Here is a 16,058-nt window from a genome sequence, read left to right on the forward strand (position 1 = left end):
ACTGTATGCAATTTAAAGATAAAATAACCCTAGCGTTTAGTGGCGCGTCGGGCGCGCCTTACGGTTTAAGGTTGTTAGAAGTATTATTAGAACAACAGTTTCAAGTGTACGTGTTGATCTCAAGCGCTGCGCGTGTGGTACTTGATACCGAATCAAATATTAAGCTTTCAGGTAATGAAGACAAAGCGACAGAGCAGCTTAGTAAGCTGTTCAATGCAGCCCCAGAGCAGCTAAAAGTATTTGGTAAAGATAATTGGTTTAGCCCCGTAGCATCGGGCTCGGCAGCCCCTAAAAAAATGGTGGTGTGTCCTTGCAGTGCAGGCTCAGTCTCGGCCATTGCCGTTGGCGCATCTGATAACTTATTGGAACGTGCTGCTGATGTGGTTATTAAAGAACGTGGTCAGCTTATTTTGGTGCCACGCGAAACACCTTTTAGTGAAATACACCTAGAAAACATGCTCAAGTTAGCAAAATTGGGTGTCACCATTATGCCTGCAGCACCCGGGTTTTATCATAAACCTGAGCACATTTCTGACTTGGTCGATTTTATGGTGGCACGTATTTTAGATCATTTACATATTGAACATACTCTAACGAAACGTTGGGGTTATGGAGAGGGCAAACAGTGAGCGAACAGACAATCGCATTAAATATTGAAGGCCTTAAAAAGGTTTATAAAAATGGCGTTGAAGCCGTAAAAGGGATTGATTTACAGGTAAAACAAGGCGACTTTTTTGCTTTGTTAGGTCCCAATGGGGCGGGTAAATCAACCACAATTGGCGTGATTTCATCACTTGTGAATAAAAGCGCAGGCCGTGTTGAAGTCTTTGGTCATAATATCGATACAGATCTCGAAGCTGCAAAATCAGAGCTCGGCTTAGTACCGCAAGAGTTTAACTTTAGCCAGTTTGAAACGCTTAACCAAATATTAGTTAATCAAGCTGGCTACTATGGCGTACCAAGAAAGCTTGCTCATGAACGTGCTGAAAAATACCTAAAACAACTTGGTTTATTTGAGAAAAAAGATAAACAAGCTCGCACGTTATCGGGGGGAATGAAGCGCCGTTTAATGATTGCCCGTGCGCTTATGCACGAACCAAAGTTACTTATTCTTGATGAGCCTACGGCGGGGGTTGATATTGAACTGCGTCGCTCTATGTGGGATTTCTTGCGTGAAATCAATAAACAAGGCGTTACCATTATTCTTACCACGCACTATTTAGAAGAAGCGGAATTGTTGTGTAAGAACATCGCTATTATTGATAGTGGTGTGATTGTCGAAAACACCACAATTAAAGCGTTACTTGCCAAGCTTGATAAAGAAACCTTCGTGCTTGACTTAAAACAGCCAGTTAACCCTATCAGCCTTGATGGTTATCAGTTTACTTTAACCGATGATCATACCTTAGAAGTTGAGGTGGCTAAATCGCAGGGGCTAAATCAGGTGTTTACGGCGTTAACCGAGCAAGGCAATACAGTGCTCAGTATGCGTAATAAGGCCAATCGATTAGAAGAGTTGTTTGTGGGTTTATTAGAACAAGGGCGAGGCGAATAATGTTTAAATATGGTGTAGCGCTAAAGAGTATTTGGATTAAAGAGTGTATTCGTTTTTTACGTATTTGGGTGCAAACGCTGGTACCGCCAGCAATTACGATGAGCCTTTATTTTGTTATTTTTGGTAACCTAATTGGCTCACGCATTGGTGATATGGGTGGTTTTTCCTACATGGAATTTATAGTACCTGGCCTCATCATGATGTCGGTGATTACTAACTCTTACTCTAATGTGGCGTCGAGCTTTTATTCCACTAAATTCCAAAAAAGTATCGAAGAGCTACTTGTGGCACCGGTGCCTAATTACATCATTGTACTAGGCTACATGGGTGGAGGTATGACACGAGGCATGTTGGTTGGCTTAATTGTTACGTGCGTGTCTTTGCTATTTGTTGATATTCAAATTCACAATATTTTCGTGATTATGGCGACTGTGATTTTAACCTCAGCCGTATTTGCTCTGGGGGGCTTAATAAATGCAATTTACGCAAATAGCTTTGATGACATCAGTATTATACCTACGTTCATTTTAACGCCATTAACCTACTTAGGTGGGGTGTTTTACTCGATTACCCTGTTACCTGAGTTTTGGCAGGGGGTATCGCAAGTAAACCCAATTATATATATGGTTAATGCATTTAGGTATGGCTTCTTAGGTGTGTCGGATGTCGACTTATCGGTCGCGTTTGGTGTACTAGGGTTATTTATTGTGGGGTTATTTACGTTAGCTTTAACGCTAATTAAACGCGGTGTGGGGCTTAGACACTAATGACAGATGCAAATTCGAGAAGTATTGTATCGAATCAACCCGGCTTGCATGACAAGCTAGACGAGATTGTTTTAAAGCACTTAAGTGCAGAGTTTAAAAAACCAATTGCAGCGCACACGCAAGCTGCATTTGACCAAGTGAATGACAAAGTTCACGCATTCAATGGACCAATTATTCTTGATTCATGCTGTGGGGTGGGAGAGAGTACCGCTAATCTTGCTAAGCGCCACCCAGAGGCACTTGTTATTGGAATTGACAAGTCGTCACATCGTTTAGATAAGCACGATATTGAATATAAACAAACAGACACTGGCCAGTATATTTTGGTACAAGCTGATTTAAATGATTTTTGGCGTTTAGCGGTTGCAGCAAATTGGCAGCCAACTCACCATTATCTGCTTTATCCAAACCCTTGGCCAAAAGCTAAGCACTTACAAAGGCGCTGGCATGGGGCCGCAATTTTTCCATTTATTGTTAAACTTGGCGGCCGATTAGAGCTCAGAAGTAACTGGGATATCTACGTTAAAGAGTTCGCTCGCGCCCTTGAGTTGGCTGGACATCCATGCCAAGTTGAACGCTATGAACACGATGTGCCTATTACGCCGTTCGAGCGAAAGTATTGGGCCAGTGGACAGCAGAGCCACCGCTTAGTCATAAACCTTTAAATTTGCGTGTTAATGTAGGGAGTGGGTGGGGCAAAATAATTACCTTGCATGAGTGTGATACCCGCACGTGAAAGTGCATCGGCAATTTGCTCACTTTCTACTTGCTCAGCAATAACCGCTAAGTTTAATTGCTGAGCATACTTCACTAAATGCTCTATAAACATAAAACTATCGGCATTATTGTGTATTTGGCTTACTAGGTCTTTGTCGAGCTTTAAGCCATCCACTTCAAGCTTTAAAATGTGAGACAAGTTTGAGTACCCCGCGCCAAATTCATTGATCATCACTTGCGCCCCTTTATTCTTTAATAAACTAATAAAGGCTTTCACTTGGCTAAAGTATGCAATGGCTTCAGTTTCATGAAACTCAAAAATAATATTGTGTGGTTTTGGGTAACGCCTTAATTGCTGCTCTAGAAATTCACTTAAACTTGGATCGAGAATATCTTGCGCGGTGATATTGATACTCCAGCGCACATTTGTCTTTCTGAATTGCTCAATACATCGTGAAAACATGGTGCGTGTTAACAACCCGTCCATGCGTGAGCGCTTTAATACAGCCATAAAGTAATCAGGGCAATGAATCCGACCTTGTGCAGTTGCCATTCTGGCTAAGCTTTCATAGTGACTTATTTGCTTCAGTTCCGTGTTATAAATTGGCTGAAAGTAGGGCACGATTCGATTGTTATCGAACGCTTCTCTAACTTCTTTAGCGAGAGTGACGTTGTGTCTAAATTGCTCTTCAACTTGTTTAAATACATTCTCATAGCGAACAATACGTTGGTTATTTAACTTGGCTTGTTGCAAGGCTATATGTGCATTTTCTATGAGCATGAGTTTGTTACACGAGGCGACTCCAGCATGCAAAGTAATATAAATAAATGGCTCGCTTAGCACGGGAATTGCGTGATTAAAGGTATTGATAATATCGTCAATACGTTGCTCAGCGTTGCGAATATTCAATAATGCGATTTTATTCGTCGCTAAACGAAAGGTTGCGCTCTCGCTTGGTATGCGGGATTGAAAATATGTGAGTAAATTAGCCATCACTCTATCGCTGACATCGGTGCCATAAAAACTACTAATATCCTCAAGCTCATTGATACTGATAACAGCAAGTTCCATGCGGTGTCTGGTTGTTCTTTCTATGTAATTCTCGAGCGCAATATGATTGGCAAAGCCGGTGCGAGCATCAGTCAGGAGTGAGCGTTTAAGCTGTAAAAAATAAAGCCACGCGATTAAAGCAACAATAAAGAAAAAGAAGCCGCTTGTAATGGTTGCTTTTGTTATGCTGTGTTGCAGTTGCTCATTGAGATCATCAATAGCAATGTCTGCACCTGTAATATAAGTGTGGCCGTTTTTGTCAACAAAGGTCACAAAGATACTTTTAAAGTTGCCCCAGTGATCTTGTGATATTTCAAAAACGGGTTCTGTCGAAAAAAAAGCTTCTTTATTGATGTCGGTGGCTTCAGGGTACGCATCTAAAAAGTGTGTCACGCGTCCACTGTTGTGATCTTTTTGAGTATAGCTAGAGGCACTAAAGAATACCGTATCATCGCGCAGCACCATCGCATATACATACGCTACCTGCATTTGCTTAGCGTAGTCAGATAAAGCCCTGCTCTTATCTTTATACAGCTCAGGTGAAATAGTTTGGCCTGCATTCACACGGGTATGATAATCATCCCCTAAAATATGCTTAACACTGATTGCCGCATTGAGTAATTTGGCATCAACATTCGCCATTATCTCACTACGTGTTGATTCATAGGTGTAATAAATATAGCCAAATAAGCTAATAAAAAATGCGGCAAAACCATAAATAAGCCAGCGTGTTCTTTGCATTCCATTCGGCATAGGTGTTCCCTTTGCAGTTATGACTTGATTATACTTAAAAAATACGCAGCTGATAGCAGAAAATTACGACAAAATTCACCCATCGATCATTTTTTTGTCACCGAAAGCATGGCTTTTTGGCTTTAAGCGAGACATTTTCATGATATTCCAGTAAAGTTAGCCAATTTCATAGAAACAGTGCCGCAAAATGTAAACCTCAATGTTCCTGCATTGGGTTCATTTTTAAGCTGCTTATAATGGGTATTAGGATGGATCAAAAGCGTTGTGCCGTCGCCTCTAAAGAAAGTTTGATTCGTATTTTTACGGTGCCAGAAGCACCAGACTCGACACTGAGTAAAATTGAATCAGAGATTTCAAGCAACCTTGCAGGATTCTTAAACGAGAATATTGCTGCGATTGAGAAGCCTCTTCATGAGATAGAGAAAGACTTTCAATCGGCAATGATTCCAGAAGAGCCCACATTTGTATCTGACTATGCTCAAGATATTATGGAGCAACTTGTTGCGCATTCAGTTCATACAGCCGCGCCTAGCTTTATTGGCCACATGACTTCTGCTTTACCGCACTTTGTACTGCCGTTATCAAAGTTGATGGTAGGTCTGAATCAAAACTTAGTAAAAATTGAAACCTCAAAAGCGTTTACCCCACTTGAACGACAAGTGCTTGGTATGATGCATCACCTTGTATATGGACAAGATGATGCGTTTTACAGTAAGTGGATGCATAGTGCAAAAACGTCACTCGGTGCATTTTGCTCAGGGGGGACAGTTGCCAACATTACCGCACTGTGGATTGCACGAAACCGTTTATTAAGAGCGGATGGCGATTACAAAGGAATTGCAGCTCAAGGCTTAATTGCGGGTATGTTGCATTATGGCTATAAAGGGCTTGCTGTACTGGTTTCTGAACGAGGTCATTACTCTCTTGGTAAAACAGTCGATTTATTGGGAATTGGTCGCGACAATATCATTGCAATAAAAACCGATAAGAACAATAAAGTAGACATTCAAGCCATGCGTGAAAAAGCGCAAGAACTGGAAGCGGCAGGCATTAAGGTAATGGCGCTGGTAGGTGTTGCGGGTACTACGGAAACAGGCAGTATTGACCCCCTTAATGATATGGCTGATTTAAGTGAAGAATTGGGCTGTCATTTCCATGTTGATGCAGCATGGGGAGGAGCAACCTTATTATCGCAAAACTATCGTCATTTATTGAGTGGTGTTGAGCGAGCCGATTCAATTACAATCGATGCCCACAAACAGATGTATGTGCCAATGGGCGCTGGTTTAGTGTTATTTAAAGACCCAGCAGCAACCGATGCGATTGAGCATCATGCAGAGTATATTTTACGTAAAGGTTCAAAAGATTTGGGGAGTCATACGCTTGAAGGTAGTCGACCAGGCATGGCAATGTTGGTGCATGCATGCTTACGTGTCATTGGTCGTAAAGGTTACGAGATGCTGATTGACCGCAGTATCGTTAAAGCACGTACCTTTGCTGAATTAATTAGGCAAGACGAAGACTTTGAGCTGATTTCAGAACCTGAATTGTGTTTATTAACCTATCGATATGTCCCTAAACAGATTCAAGAAAAACTTAAAAATGCTGACGAAGAAACTAAACTCGATATTTATGCTTCACTGAACCGTTTTACGGCCAGTATGCAAAAACGTCAGCGTGAAGCTGGGCGTTCTTTTGTATCGCGTACACGTTTAACCCCTGCGCAATACGATTACCAGCCTACCGTGGTGTTTAGAGTTGTGTTAGCGAATCCGCTTACGTCAAAGGCTATATTAAAAGATATTCTTGCAGAGCAAAAAGAACTGTCTAAAACAGATCCTGTATTTAAAAAGTATTTAAGTAAGTACATGGATTAGGTGATATAAATAAGTAAAAAGGAGCTTGAAAGCTCCTTTTTTTATACCAATTTGCGTATTTCAATGAGCAAGGTTGAGGCAATAAAAGCTCGTTGATAACAATGCAAAAATTTCGTTATTTAGGTATTCTCGGCAATTGCTCCTGCATTGCTCCTGCATTGCTCTACCTTCTGCATCTATGCAGTCGTAAATCAGCAATTTTTAACGCAGTTAGCGACTGGTTTAATCCCTCAAAATGATTAAAAATTATTGCAAAATGGTATTATGCCTTTTGAAAACAGCTAGCCTTAATCATTTCACTGATGATCTGTTGCGATGGTTTGATTTTTTCCATGGCTAAAAACTCATCAGGCTGATGTGCTTGGTTGATTGACCCTGGCCCCATAACAATCGTTTCACAGCCTAATTGTTGAATAAACGGCGCTTCGGTGCAGTAGTTAACTGCAACCGCAGGTTGGCCTGACACCTTTTCTGCCAGTTTTACTAAAGCGCTATCTGTGCTGCCGCTGAATGCAGGTATTGGGTCGTGTAAGTCAATAACGCTGACAGCGTTTGGATACTCAGTATTTATTTCATTGGCTGCATTAATCAAAATGGCTTGCAGCTCTTGTACGCTTAAACCGGGTAGTGGGCGCATATCAATGTGCATTTCACAGCAGCCACAAATACGGTTTGCGTTATCGCCGCCATGAATATGACCTAGGTTTAATGTTGGGTACGGTATTACAAAGTGCTCAACTGAATATTTATTCTTTAATTCGTCTTTAATGATTAACAGTTTTGTAATCATTTTATGCATGACTTCGATGGCATTTAAGCCTCGCTCAGGGTCTGAGCTGTGACCCGAACGACCCACAACGCGAATCGCTGAACTCATGTGGCCTTTATGAGTAAACACCGGTGTCATGTCTGTTGGCTCGCCAATAATACAGCGCGCGGGCTTTAAATTAGGGTGGCGACATATTTGCTGAGCACCCGCCATTGTCGTTTCTTCATCGGCTGTGGCTAAAATTAATAAAGGCTCTGTTTGCTGGCTTGCATCAAGCTCACTAATGGCCTGCAGTACAAAAGCAAAAAAACCTTTCATATCAATGCTGCCTAAACCGAATAACTTGTTGTCATGCTCGCTTAATTTAAACGGATCATAATTCCAGCGGCTGTCATCAAATGGCACGGTATCGGTGTGGCCCGCTAACATCAGTCCCCCTTCACCTTCACCCCGTCTCGCTAATAAATTAAAGCGACCTTTGCCATGCTCAAGCTCTGTAATTTCGCAGCTAAAGCCTAAGGTTTCGCACCAATTGGCAAGTAAGGTAATGACCTCTTTATTGCTCATGCATAAAGAGTCTTCAATTGCACTAATTGAAGGCGCAGCAATCAATTGTTGATACATCGATAAAAAAGAGGGAAGCGACATAAAAAAATCCAAAAATAATTATTCAATCTAATTGCATAACAATATAAAAGTATTTATTATGAATATCAATTCACTTTTTGAGCATAAATATACTTTAAAGTAGCGTATGAACACAAAACGACGATAACCTTATTTCATTACTTTAGATAGTGTTTTTATTCGCTAAACAGCGAGTAGTTTTAAATGTGTAAATAGATAAGTTAAATAGGTAAAACCAAGCAATGAATGTAGTGATTATTGGCGCAAGTGGATATAGCGGCGCAGAGCTTGCGAGTTTAGTCGCCAAGCACCCACAACTAACTTTAAAGGCATGTTATGTCTCTGAGGGCAGCTTAGATAAAAATAAGTGTTTAAGTGACTTATATCCTGAGCATTTAGGGCTTTTAGACCATCCATTACAGCCATTAACAGCAGCCGCTTATACCGACATCGAACAGCATGCTGATTACGTGTGTTTATGTACAGATCATGAAGTGAGTGTTGACCTTGCTCCTCGATTTTTAGCAATGGGTAAAAAAGTATTCGATTTATCAGGCGGCTTTCGTTTAGCTGGGAATGAGGATTACCTCACTTACTATGGCTTTGCGCATCAGCATCCAACGCTTTTAACACAAGCAGCCTATGGACTAGCAGAGTGGAATGCGGATGCAATCAGTCAGGCAAATTTGGTTGCGGTTGCAGGCTGTTATCCTACAGCCGCACTTAACTCATTAAAACCATTGAAAGAAGCCGGCTTATTAGCAGAGCAAACAATTATTATTAATGCCGTGTCAGGCGTCACGGGGGCGGGTAGAAAAGCGAGTGTTAATACGCATTTTTGCGAAGTATCACTTGCGCCTTATGGGTTATTTAACCACAGGCACACACCTGAAATTGAACAACATTTAGGCCATCCTGTGTTATTTACCCCGCATTTGGGGAATTTTCCGCGGGGAATTTTAGAAACTATTTATGTGCAATTAAAACCCGGTGTAACACCAGAGCAAGTAACAGAAGCGTATCAGGTGTTAGCCGATGAACCGTTGATTCGTTTACTTGGAAGCAAAATACCCAGTATTAAAGGCGTTGCTAAACAGCCGTATGTTGATATTGCGTGGCAACAAAAAGGCGAACAGCTCATTGTTATGTCGGCCATTGATAACCTGTTAAAAGGGGCGGCTGGGCAAGCATTGCAATGTATTAATTTAGCGATGGGTATACCTCATCATACCGGATTAGTAGGAGCGTTATGATGAAAACATGGGTCATTAAAATTGGCGGTGCGGTATTAAATACTGCCGATGCTGCAAAAGCCCTATTTGATGTTTTAATCTCACAACAGCAAGCTAACTTTGTGATTGTTCATGGTGGGGGTGCATTAGTTGATGCATGGCTTATGGATGCGGGATTCGCCAGTGCTAAGCACCAAGGTTTACGTATCAGTCCAAAAGAACAAATGCCATACATCGTTGGGGCGTTAGCTGGCTGTGCTAATAAACAACTAATGAGTCAAGCCATTGCCTCGGGTCATAAACCTGTGGGTATGAGCCTTTATGAAGCCGGTGTTGTGGTTAAGCAAAAATTAAAAGCGTTGGGGCAAGTTGGGCAATGCTGTGACAGTATCGACAGTATTTTACCCAGCTTAATTGAACAAGGCCGTCTACCATTAGTCAGCTCTATTGGTTTTGATGAAGAGGGACTTTGGTACAACGTAAATGCAGATGAAGCGGCCGCAGCGATTGCGAAAGAGCTTGATGCAGAACTTATTTTTATGACTGATGTAGAAGCGGTACTTGATGCAAATAAGCAACCATTACATCAACTTAATACGCAGCAAATAGATGCATTAATTCTTCAAGGAGTTATTCAGGGCGGGATGGAGGTCAAAGTTAAGACCAGTCTTCTTGCTGCCCAACATTTACGACGTGGTGTGTATATCTCAAGCTGGTTAAAGCCAGAAAATTTAGTCGCTTTATTGCAAGGCGAGCACGTTGGAACAAAGATTACACCATAGGTATTACATGTTAACTCACTTTTTATCGGGTCTTGAATTAGACCAAAAAGGCGCGCTTAAATTATTAGACTTAGCGCAAAAAATTAAAGCAAACCCTGTTGATTTTAGCCAAGCGTTAGCGGGCAAATCAGTGGTGACATTATTCGAAAAACCAAGCTTACGCACGCGTTTATCATTCGATATAGGCATTAATAAATTAGGTGGCCATGCTGTGTATTTAGACTCACAAAATGGGGCTATGGGTGCACGTGAATCGGTGAAAGATTTTGCTTTAAATATTTCTACTTGGGCCGACGGTATTGTGGCTCGTGTATTTGCACATAAAACATTAACTACGCTTGCTGAATTTTCGTCAGTGCCTGTGGTGAATAGTCTGTGTGATTTATACCACCCATGCCAAGCATTAGCGGATTTCTTAACGCTGCAAGAAGTACACGGCGATGTCAGTAAACTGAAGCTTGCTTATTTAGGTGAAGGCAATAACGTGACGCATTCACTTATGTTACTTGCTGCAACGTTAGGGACTGATTTTGTGGCGGTTTGCCCTAAGGGGAGTTCTCCAGATTCACAGATTCTCAAACAAGCAGAGCAAATTGCAGCCATGAATGGTGCATCTGTGATGGTCAGTGACAGAATTGAAGCGGCAGTCGGCGCAAATGCAGTCTATGCTGATACGTGGGTATCTATGGGAGATAAAACCCCACTTGAGCAAGTTAAGGCTAAATATATGCCGTACCAGTTAAATCAAGCGTTGCTTGATCAAACGGGCGCGCAAACAGTGTTGCATTGCCAGCCAGCTCATCGCGAATTTGAAATTACCTCTGAGGTAATGGATGGCCCTGCATCAAAAATTATTCAACAAGCAGAAAATCGTATGCATGCGCAAAACGCACTGCTTGTCACATTATTAAATCCAAATTTTGTTTAAGGAACACCAATGAGTTCAATCAAAAAAGTCGTATTAGCCTATTCTGGTGGTCTAGATACATCGGCAATCGTGCCGTGGTTAAAAGAGAACTACGGCTGTGAAGTTATCGCATTCGTTGCTGATGTAGGCCAAGGTGCTGAAGAGCTTGAAGGCGTTGAGGCCAAAGCAATCGCCTCAGGTGCATCTGAGTGTTATGTGGTTGACCTAAAAGACGAAATGGTCAGTGATTATATTTATCCGACATTAAAAACAGGCTCTATCTACGAAGGTACCTATTTACTGGGTACGTCGATGGCGCGCCCTATTATTGCAAAAGCACAAGTAGAGATTGCGCGTAAAGTGGGGGCTGATGCACTGTCGCATGGCTGCACAGGTAAAGGTAACGACCAAGTGCGTTTTGAATCATGTTTCGCAGCATTAGCGCCTGATCTTAAAGTGATTGCGCCATGGCGTGAATGGGATTTATCAAGCCGTGAATCATTACTAGATTACTTGGCTGAGCGTAATATCCCTTGTTCAGCATCTGCTACAAAAATTTACAGCCGTGATGCAAACGCATGGCACATTTCGCACGAAGGTGGCGAGCTTGAAGATCCATGGTGCCAACCGAGCGATCAAGTGTGGACCTGGACTAACTCTCCAGAGCAAGCACCAAACGAGCCTGAATATGTGACATTAAACGTAGTAGAAGGTGAAGTGGTTGCGGTTAATGGTGAGACATTAAAACCATACGATTGTTTAGTTAAGCTAAATGATATCGCAGCGCCACATGGTGTAGGCCGTGTAGATATTGTTGAAAACCGTTTAGTCGGTATGAAATCGCGTGGTTGTTATGAAACACCTGGGGGCACAGTAATCATGGCTGCACTGCAAGCTGTTGATGAGCTCGTGTTAGATAAATCAAGCCGCAAGTGGAAAGAAGTGCTGGGTGGTGAGTTCTCACACTTAGTGTATGACGGCCGTTGGTTTACGCCGCTTAAAGATTCAATTCTTGCAGCTGCTGAATCACTCTCAAAGCTGGCAACAGGTGAAATTGTTCTTAAACTGTATAAAGGTCAAGTAACTGCAGTACAGAAGAAGTCACCTAACAGCTTATACAGTGAAGACTTTGCAACCTTTGGTGAAGATGATGTATACGACCAATCACATGCTGAAGGGTTTATTCGTTTATTCTCACTTTCGAGCAGAATCTCTGCATTAACGAAAAAATAATTTTATTTTGCCCCGTTCAGCGGGGCAATATCAGCGTTTGGAGAGAATTCAATGGCATTATGGGGCGGACGTTTTTCTACGGGTCCAGATGAAGCATTTAAGCAATTTAACGATTCACTTCCCTTTGATTATCAGCTTGCAGAGCAAGATATTATTGGCTCAGTTGCGTGGGCCGGTGCGCTTAAACAGGTTGATGTGTTAAATCAACAAGAGTACGACGATCTTGTCACAGCACTTAATACTCTGTTGGATGAGGTTAAAGCTAATCCACAGGCTGTTGCTGTGGCAGGGCATGAAGATATTCATTCTTATGTTGAGTCGGCATTAATTGACAAAGTTGGCGACTTAGCAAAAAAACTTCACACAGGTCGTAGCCGCAACGACCAAGTTGCTACAGATTTCCGTTTATGGTGTCGCGACACAGCGGATCATATTCTTGACGCTATTGCTGATTTAAAGGCCGAATTTATTGCTTTAGCAGAACGTGAGCTGGGTACTATTTTACCGGGTTATACACATTTGCAACGCGCTCAGCCCGTGCTCTTTAGTCATTGGTGCATGGCGTATGTGGAAATGCTTGAGCGTGATGAAAGTCGTTTAACAGATGCGAAAAAGCGTATGAACTTTTGTCCATTAGGCAGTGGTGCACTGGCAGGTACGGCGTACCCAATTGACAGGCAAACGCTTGCCGAGGGGCTAGGTTTTACCGCTGCAACGCGCAATAGTCTTGATGCAGTGTCTGATCGCGACTTTGTGGTGGAGCTATTAAGCTGTGCCTCTATCTCAATGATTCATTTATCTCGTATGGCTGAAGATCTTATTTTCTATAATTCTGGTGAAGCAGGGTTTGTTGAATTGTCGGATGGTGTGACGTCGGGTTCATCATTGATGCCACAAAAGAAAAACCCAGATGCACTTGAGCTAATTCGGGGTAAGACAGGGCGAGTTTTTGGTGCTTTTAGTGCCATGATGATGACCTTAAAGGCCTTACCACTTGCATATAATAAAGATATGCAAGAAGACAAAGAAGGCTTGTTTGATGCGATGCCAACGTGGCTTGCGTGTATTCATATGGCACAAGCATGCATTAAAGGGATTAAAGTTAATGCTGAAAAGACCCTAGCCGCAGCAAAAGGGGGGCACTCTAACGCCACCGAATTGGCTGACTATTTAGTGGCTAAAGGCATCCCCTTCAGAGAAGGCCACCACATCGTAGGCACCTTAGTGCAAATGGCTATTACCGAAGGGAATAACTTAGAAGATTTAAGTTTAGAGCAATTCAAATCTGTGCATAGCATTTTCGAATCAGATGTATATCCTGTATTAGAAATAGATGCATGTATTAAAGCGCGACAGGCTTTAGGGGGTACCTCGTTAGAACAAGTAACGAGCGCCATCGATAATGCCAAGAAGTCTGCTAATAAAGATGTGTAATGCACATTAAGCTGATGCCGAATTAACGGTTCTGTTATTTCGGCTCAAAGCTATGGATGGCTGAATTCTTGCCGCACCAAAGTGACAGCGTACACAGACATTTTACAGTGTGGTGCTGATGGTTTATAAACAATAGCCAAAAATTTGGCACGATGTCTATTAACTCAACGCCATAATGTATTACTCGTTGTGCAAAAAGTGTGATGAGGCTGTTTGTCTTATACACGATGAAAATAATGTGTGTCGCTCACGTTAAAAGAACGAAATTCATTTTGAAGTCTTGTGATAATGCGGTGATCCCGTGTAAAAACGAGGCTTAACTCCCTGGATAGGAAAAACGCACGGTTACCCCTGTGCGTTTTTTTATGCCTAAAATTTACAAAGGTCAGCGGAAATTGATCAAAATGATCGTTGTTTCTAAAAAGTTGGATCACTAATTGCAAAGTTAGAGACAGCAGTTATTTTACTGCAAAAAGCGTCAAAAGAATGAGAACGCTTAACTCAGCTTACAACCTGTTGTAAGCTTATTGTAAACAACTAATAATTTAAAGGATTTAACTGATGCAAGTTACGAACAATAGCCAACTTCAAATGCAAGCTTACAGCCAAATGCAACAAACAAAGCCCGCTTTGGAACAAACTACTAGTAATAAAACCCTGCAATCTGATACAGTAACTTTATCAAACGAAGCGCTGTCTCTATCAAGTGGTATTGATCTTCAACGCGGTGGCGGCGCTGTTTTTCCAAATAAGAAGAAAGAAGAATAAATGACGGGTAATGGATGTTTCTAACTGAGCTTTTTGGTGTTTTTTCATTGTCGGCCTTTGTTGTATGGGGCATGTTAATGGCGTTCTTTTTTAATGTATTTGTGTATACATTAGGAGTGAAGAGAAAAACGACCTTGTTGCTCAGTTCATTCATAATGGCAACCTCTTATATGGCAGGGGATTTTTTATTCACTTGGTTATCACCAGTCCCAGCTACTTACCTCGATTGGGCATTATATGATGTTGTGACCATAGTATTCTTGGTTTCATCTTATTTCGTTTTTAAAAAAACTACCCCTTCATTTCTTTACCTCATAATTGGCTTAAGTATTAACACAACGTTATTCTTGCTAATGTATCTGGACCTATTTATTTACGGAAATACTCAACCTTGGTTCTTTTGGGATATTTATTCTTTTGGTGTAAATATAGTTGATTTATCTATGATTGTTGCTTTGATTGTTGATCGTGACTTTCTTGGATTGAATAAGTTTAAAACATTTATACATAATTCTCTCAAAACTCATAAGTTAGCTTAAAAAGTTAAGCTATGTATATCAGTGATGTAGTAGGAAGCCTGATAGGAGCCTTCATTGAATGGGGATTTTTAATGGCATTCCTTTTCAATTTAGTAACCCACATTAACAAACCAGATAAACGTCTTGTCGTTTTGTCCTTGATAATGATGCTTTCATACTTCTTGAGTGGAGTATTAAATTTATCAAGCAATATCTATCTGAACTGGTTTTACTTTGATGTTATAACCATCGCGACCATATTTATTTGGATTTACTGTGGGCGAGCCGACTCTTTCTATGCCATTTATTATGTCGTTGTAGGCTTGTTTTTAAACTCTCTTTTGATGCTTTCTATTTTTGTAGATATCGTACTTGTTGAAAATCGTACTCCTTGGATTCTTTGGAGTATCTATTCGTTCGGCGTAAATATTATTGATCTTATGATGATAGTCGCATTACTTACTAACAAGGATTTTTTTAAGTTTGCAGCAGTAGCGAAACGTTTTCGTTCTAAAGCGACTAGAAGACTGCCCAGTGCTTAAACTCTTGCAAGAAAACTTTGGTCTTTATCTCGCTACTTTCATCATGTGGGGATTTTTAATGGCCTTTTTATATAACATGGTGAAGAAGTCTTCATCGCCAAATGGTGATAAAACAGTGATGTGGATGGCGCTGGCTATGTTTATCTCTTACATGGCTAGTGACCCATTACTTAATATAGCGTTTGGCTACAATATGTTAGATTCGAGTTTTGCATACGTCATTTGGGCTGGCTCTGATTTATTGATGTTGGCCGTTATCTGGTTAGTCGCCCACCAAAAAACCTTTCTTGAAGTGCCTGCAAAGCTGTATATTTACACGGGGCTTTTAGTAAATACATCGCTGTTTTTAGGGATGTACTATGATATTAACTACACTTATACGGGTGAGTGGTGGTTTTGGGATTTTTACACTATTACAGTGAATCTCATGGACATGATGATGCTTATAGCGCTGTTTTGTAATAAGGATTTTTTAGGGTTAGTAAAGCTTTATAGAAGCATGCGAGGTCAAACCAAATTAGCCTGA

At 41.3% G+C, this 16,058-nt stretch carries 15 protein-coding genes and 1 pseudogene; 14 read left to right on the forward strand and 2 right to left on the reverse strand.

The window, feature by feature from the left end; translation table 11 throughout:
* Nucleotides 1-5: 5 nt before the first annotated feature.
* The 4 genes from BWD47_RS12735 to BWD47_RS12750 are packed head-to-tail and all read left to right on the forward strand — an operon-like array spanning nucleotide 6 to nucleotide 2,987.
* The gene (locus BWD47_RS12735) at nucleotides 6-629 is read left to right on the forward strand and encodes a flavin prenyltransferase UbiX (protein ID WP_036970902.1); all 624 of its coding nucleotides are present in this window, start codon (nucleotides 6-8) and stop codon (nucleotides 627-629) included.
* Entirely contained in the window at nucleotides 626-1,555 is a 930-nt protein-coding gene (locus BWD47_RS12740) for an ABC transporter ATP-binding protein (protein ID WP_036970900.1), read from the forward strand. The genes BWD47_RS12735 and BWD47_RS12740 overlap by 4 nt, the downstream gene beginning before the upstream one ends.
* Complete coding sequence (locus tag BWD47_RS12745) at nucleotides 1,555-2,322, forward strand: ABC transporter permease (RefSeq protein ID WP_036970898.1); 768 nt, start codon at nucleotides 1,555-1,557, stop codon at nucleotides 2,320-2,322. Before BWD47_RS12740 ends, BWD47_RS12745 begins: the two co-directional genes overlap by 1 nt.
* Entirely contained in the window at nucleotides 2,322-2,987 is a 666-nt protein-coding gene (locus BWD47_RS12750; RefSeq protein WP_074988851.1) for a tRNA (guanosine(46)-N(7))-methyltransferase TrmB, read from the forward strand. The genes BWD47_RS12745 and BWD47_RS12750 overlap by 1 nt, the downstream gene beginning before the upstream one ends.
* On the opposite strand, the gene BWD47_RS12755 is transcribed toward BWD47_RS12750, so the two are convergent.
* Nucleotides 2,984-4,843 carry an EAL domain-containing protein gene (locus BWD47_RS12755; RefSeq protein ID WP_074988852.1) on the reverse strand — a complete coding sequence of 620 codons (1,860 nt, stop codon included), beginning with the start codon at nucleotides 4,841-4,843 and terminating at the stop codon, nucleotides 2,984-2,986. The two genes, BWD47_RS12750 and BWD47_RS12755, sit on opposite strands and share 4 nt — an antisense overlap.
* Before the next feature lie 248 nt (nucleotides 4,844-5,091).
* Between BWD47_RS12755 and panP the strand changes: the two genes are divergently transcribed.
* A complete protein-coding gene (gene panP / locus BWD47_RS12760) occupies nucleotides 5,092-6,720 on the forward strand; it encodes a pyridoxal-dependent aspartate 1-decarboxylase PanP (RefSeq protein WP_036970892.1) in 1,629 nt (542 codons plus the stop codon).
* A 262-nt stretch (nucleotides 6,721-6,982) separates the two neighbouring features.
* Here the strand turns inward: panP and argE are convergent, their stop codons facing one another.
* On the reverse strand, nucleotides 6,983-8,137 hold the full coding sequence (gene argE / locus BWD47_RS12765; RefSeq protein WP_036970890.1) for an acetylornithine deacetylase: 1,155 nt from the start codon (nucleotides 8,135-8,137) through the stop codon (nucleotides 6,983-6,985).
* 221 nt (nucleotides 8,138-8,358) lie between these two features.
* On the opposite strand from argE, the gene argC reads away from it, so the two are divergent.
* From argC to BWD47_RS12810, 9 genes and pseudogenes are all read left to right on the forward strand, one after another.
* The gene (gene argC, locus BWD47_RS12770; RefSeq protein ID WP_065978016.1) at nucleotides 8,359-9,369 is read left to right on the forward strand and encodes an N-acetyl-gamma-glutamyl-phosphate reductase; all 1,011 of its coding nucleotides are present in this window, start codon (nucleotides 8,359-8,361) and stop codon (nucleotides 9,367-9,369) included.
* Nucleotides 9,369-10,130: an acetylglutamate kinase gene (argB, locus tag BWD47_RS12775; RefSeq protein ID WP_036970887.1), complete on the forward strand. Its 762-nt coding sequence runs from the start codon at nucleotides 9,369-9,371 to the stop codon at nucleotides 10,128-10,130. Before argC ends, argB begins: the two co-directional genes overlap by 1 nt.
* Nucleotides 10,131-10,137: 7 nt before the next feature.
* Nucleotides 10,138-11,058: an ornithine carbamoyltransferase gene (locus tag BWD47_RS12780; RefSeq protein WP_036970885.1), complete on the forward strand. Its 921-nt coding sequence runs from the start codon at nucleotides 10,138-10,140 to the stop codon at nucleotides 11,056-11,058.
* Nucleotides 11,059-11,067: 9 nt separating this feature from the next.
* Nucleotides 11,068-12,270 (forward strand): argininosuccinate synthase, encoded by a 1,203-nt coding sequence (locus BWD47_RS12785; protein WP_036970883.1) that lies wholly within the window; start codon nucleotides 11,068-11,070, stop codon nucleotides 12,268-12,270.
* 51 nt (nucleotides 12,271-12,321) lie between these two features.
* Nucleotides 12,322-13,683: pseudogene (argH, locus tag BWD47_RS12790) on the forward strand (argininosuccinate lyase); the annotation flags it as partial.
* Between the two features lie 582 nt (nucleotides 13,684-14,265).
* Nucleotides 14,266-14,472: a hypothetical protein gene (locus BWD47_RS12795; protein WP_074988854.1), complete on the forward strand. Its 207-nt coding sequence runs from the start codon at nucleotides 14,266-14,268 to the stop codon at nucleotides 14,470-14,472.
* Nucleotides 14,473-14,486: 14 nt separating this feature from the next.
* Nucleotides 14,487-15,011, forward strand: coding sequence for a hypothetical protein (locus tag BWD47_RS12800; RefSeq protein WP_075594089.1), 525 nt, complete (start codon nucleotides 14,487-14,489; stop codon nucleotides 15,009-15,011).
* A gap of 11 nt (nucleotides 15,012-15,022) precedes the next feature.
* A complete protein-coding gene (locus BWD47_RS12805; protein WP_065978021.1) occupies nucleotides 15,023-15,532 on the forward strand; it encodes a hypothetical protein in 510 nt (169 codons plus the stop codon).
* Nucleotides 15,533-15,590: 58 nt separating this feature from the next.
* Nucleotides 15,591-16,058 (forward strand): hypothetical protein, encoded by a 468-nt coding sequence (locus tag BWD47_RS12810; RefSeq protein ID WP_143474493.1) that lies wholly within the window; start codon nucleotides 15,591-15,593, stop codon nucleotides 16,056-16,058.

The sequence above is a fragment of the Pseudoalteromonas sp. PAB 2.2 genome, from assembly GCF_001938575.1.
Lineage (GTDB): Bacteria > Pseudomonadota > Gammaproteobacteria > Enterobacterales > Alteromonadaceae > Pseudoalteromonas > Pseudoalteromonas lipolytica.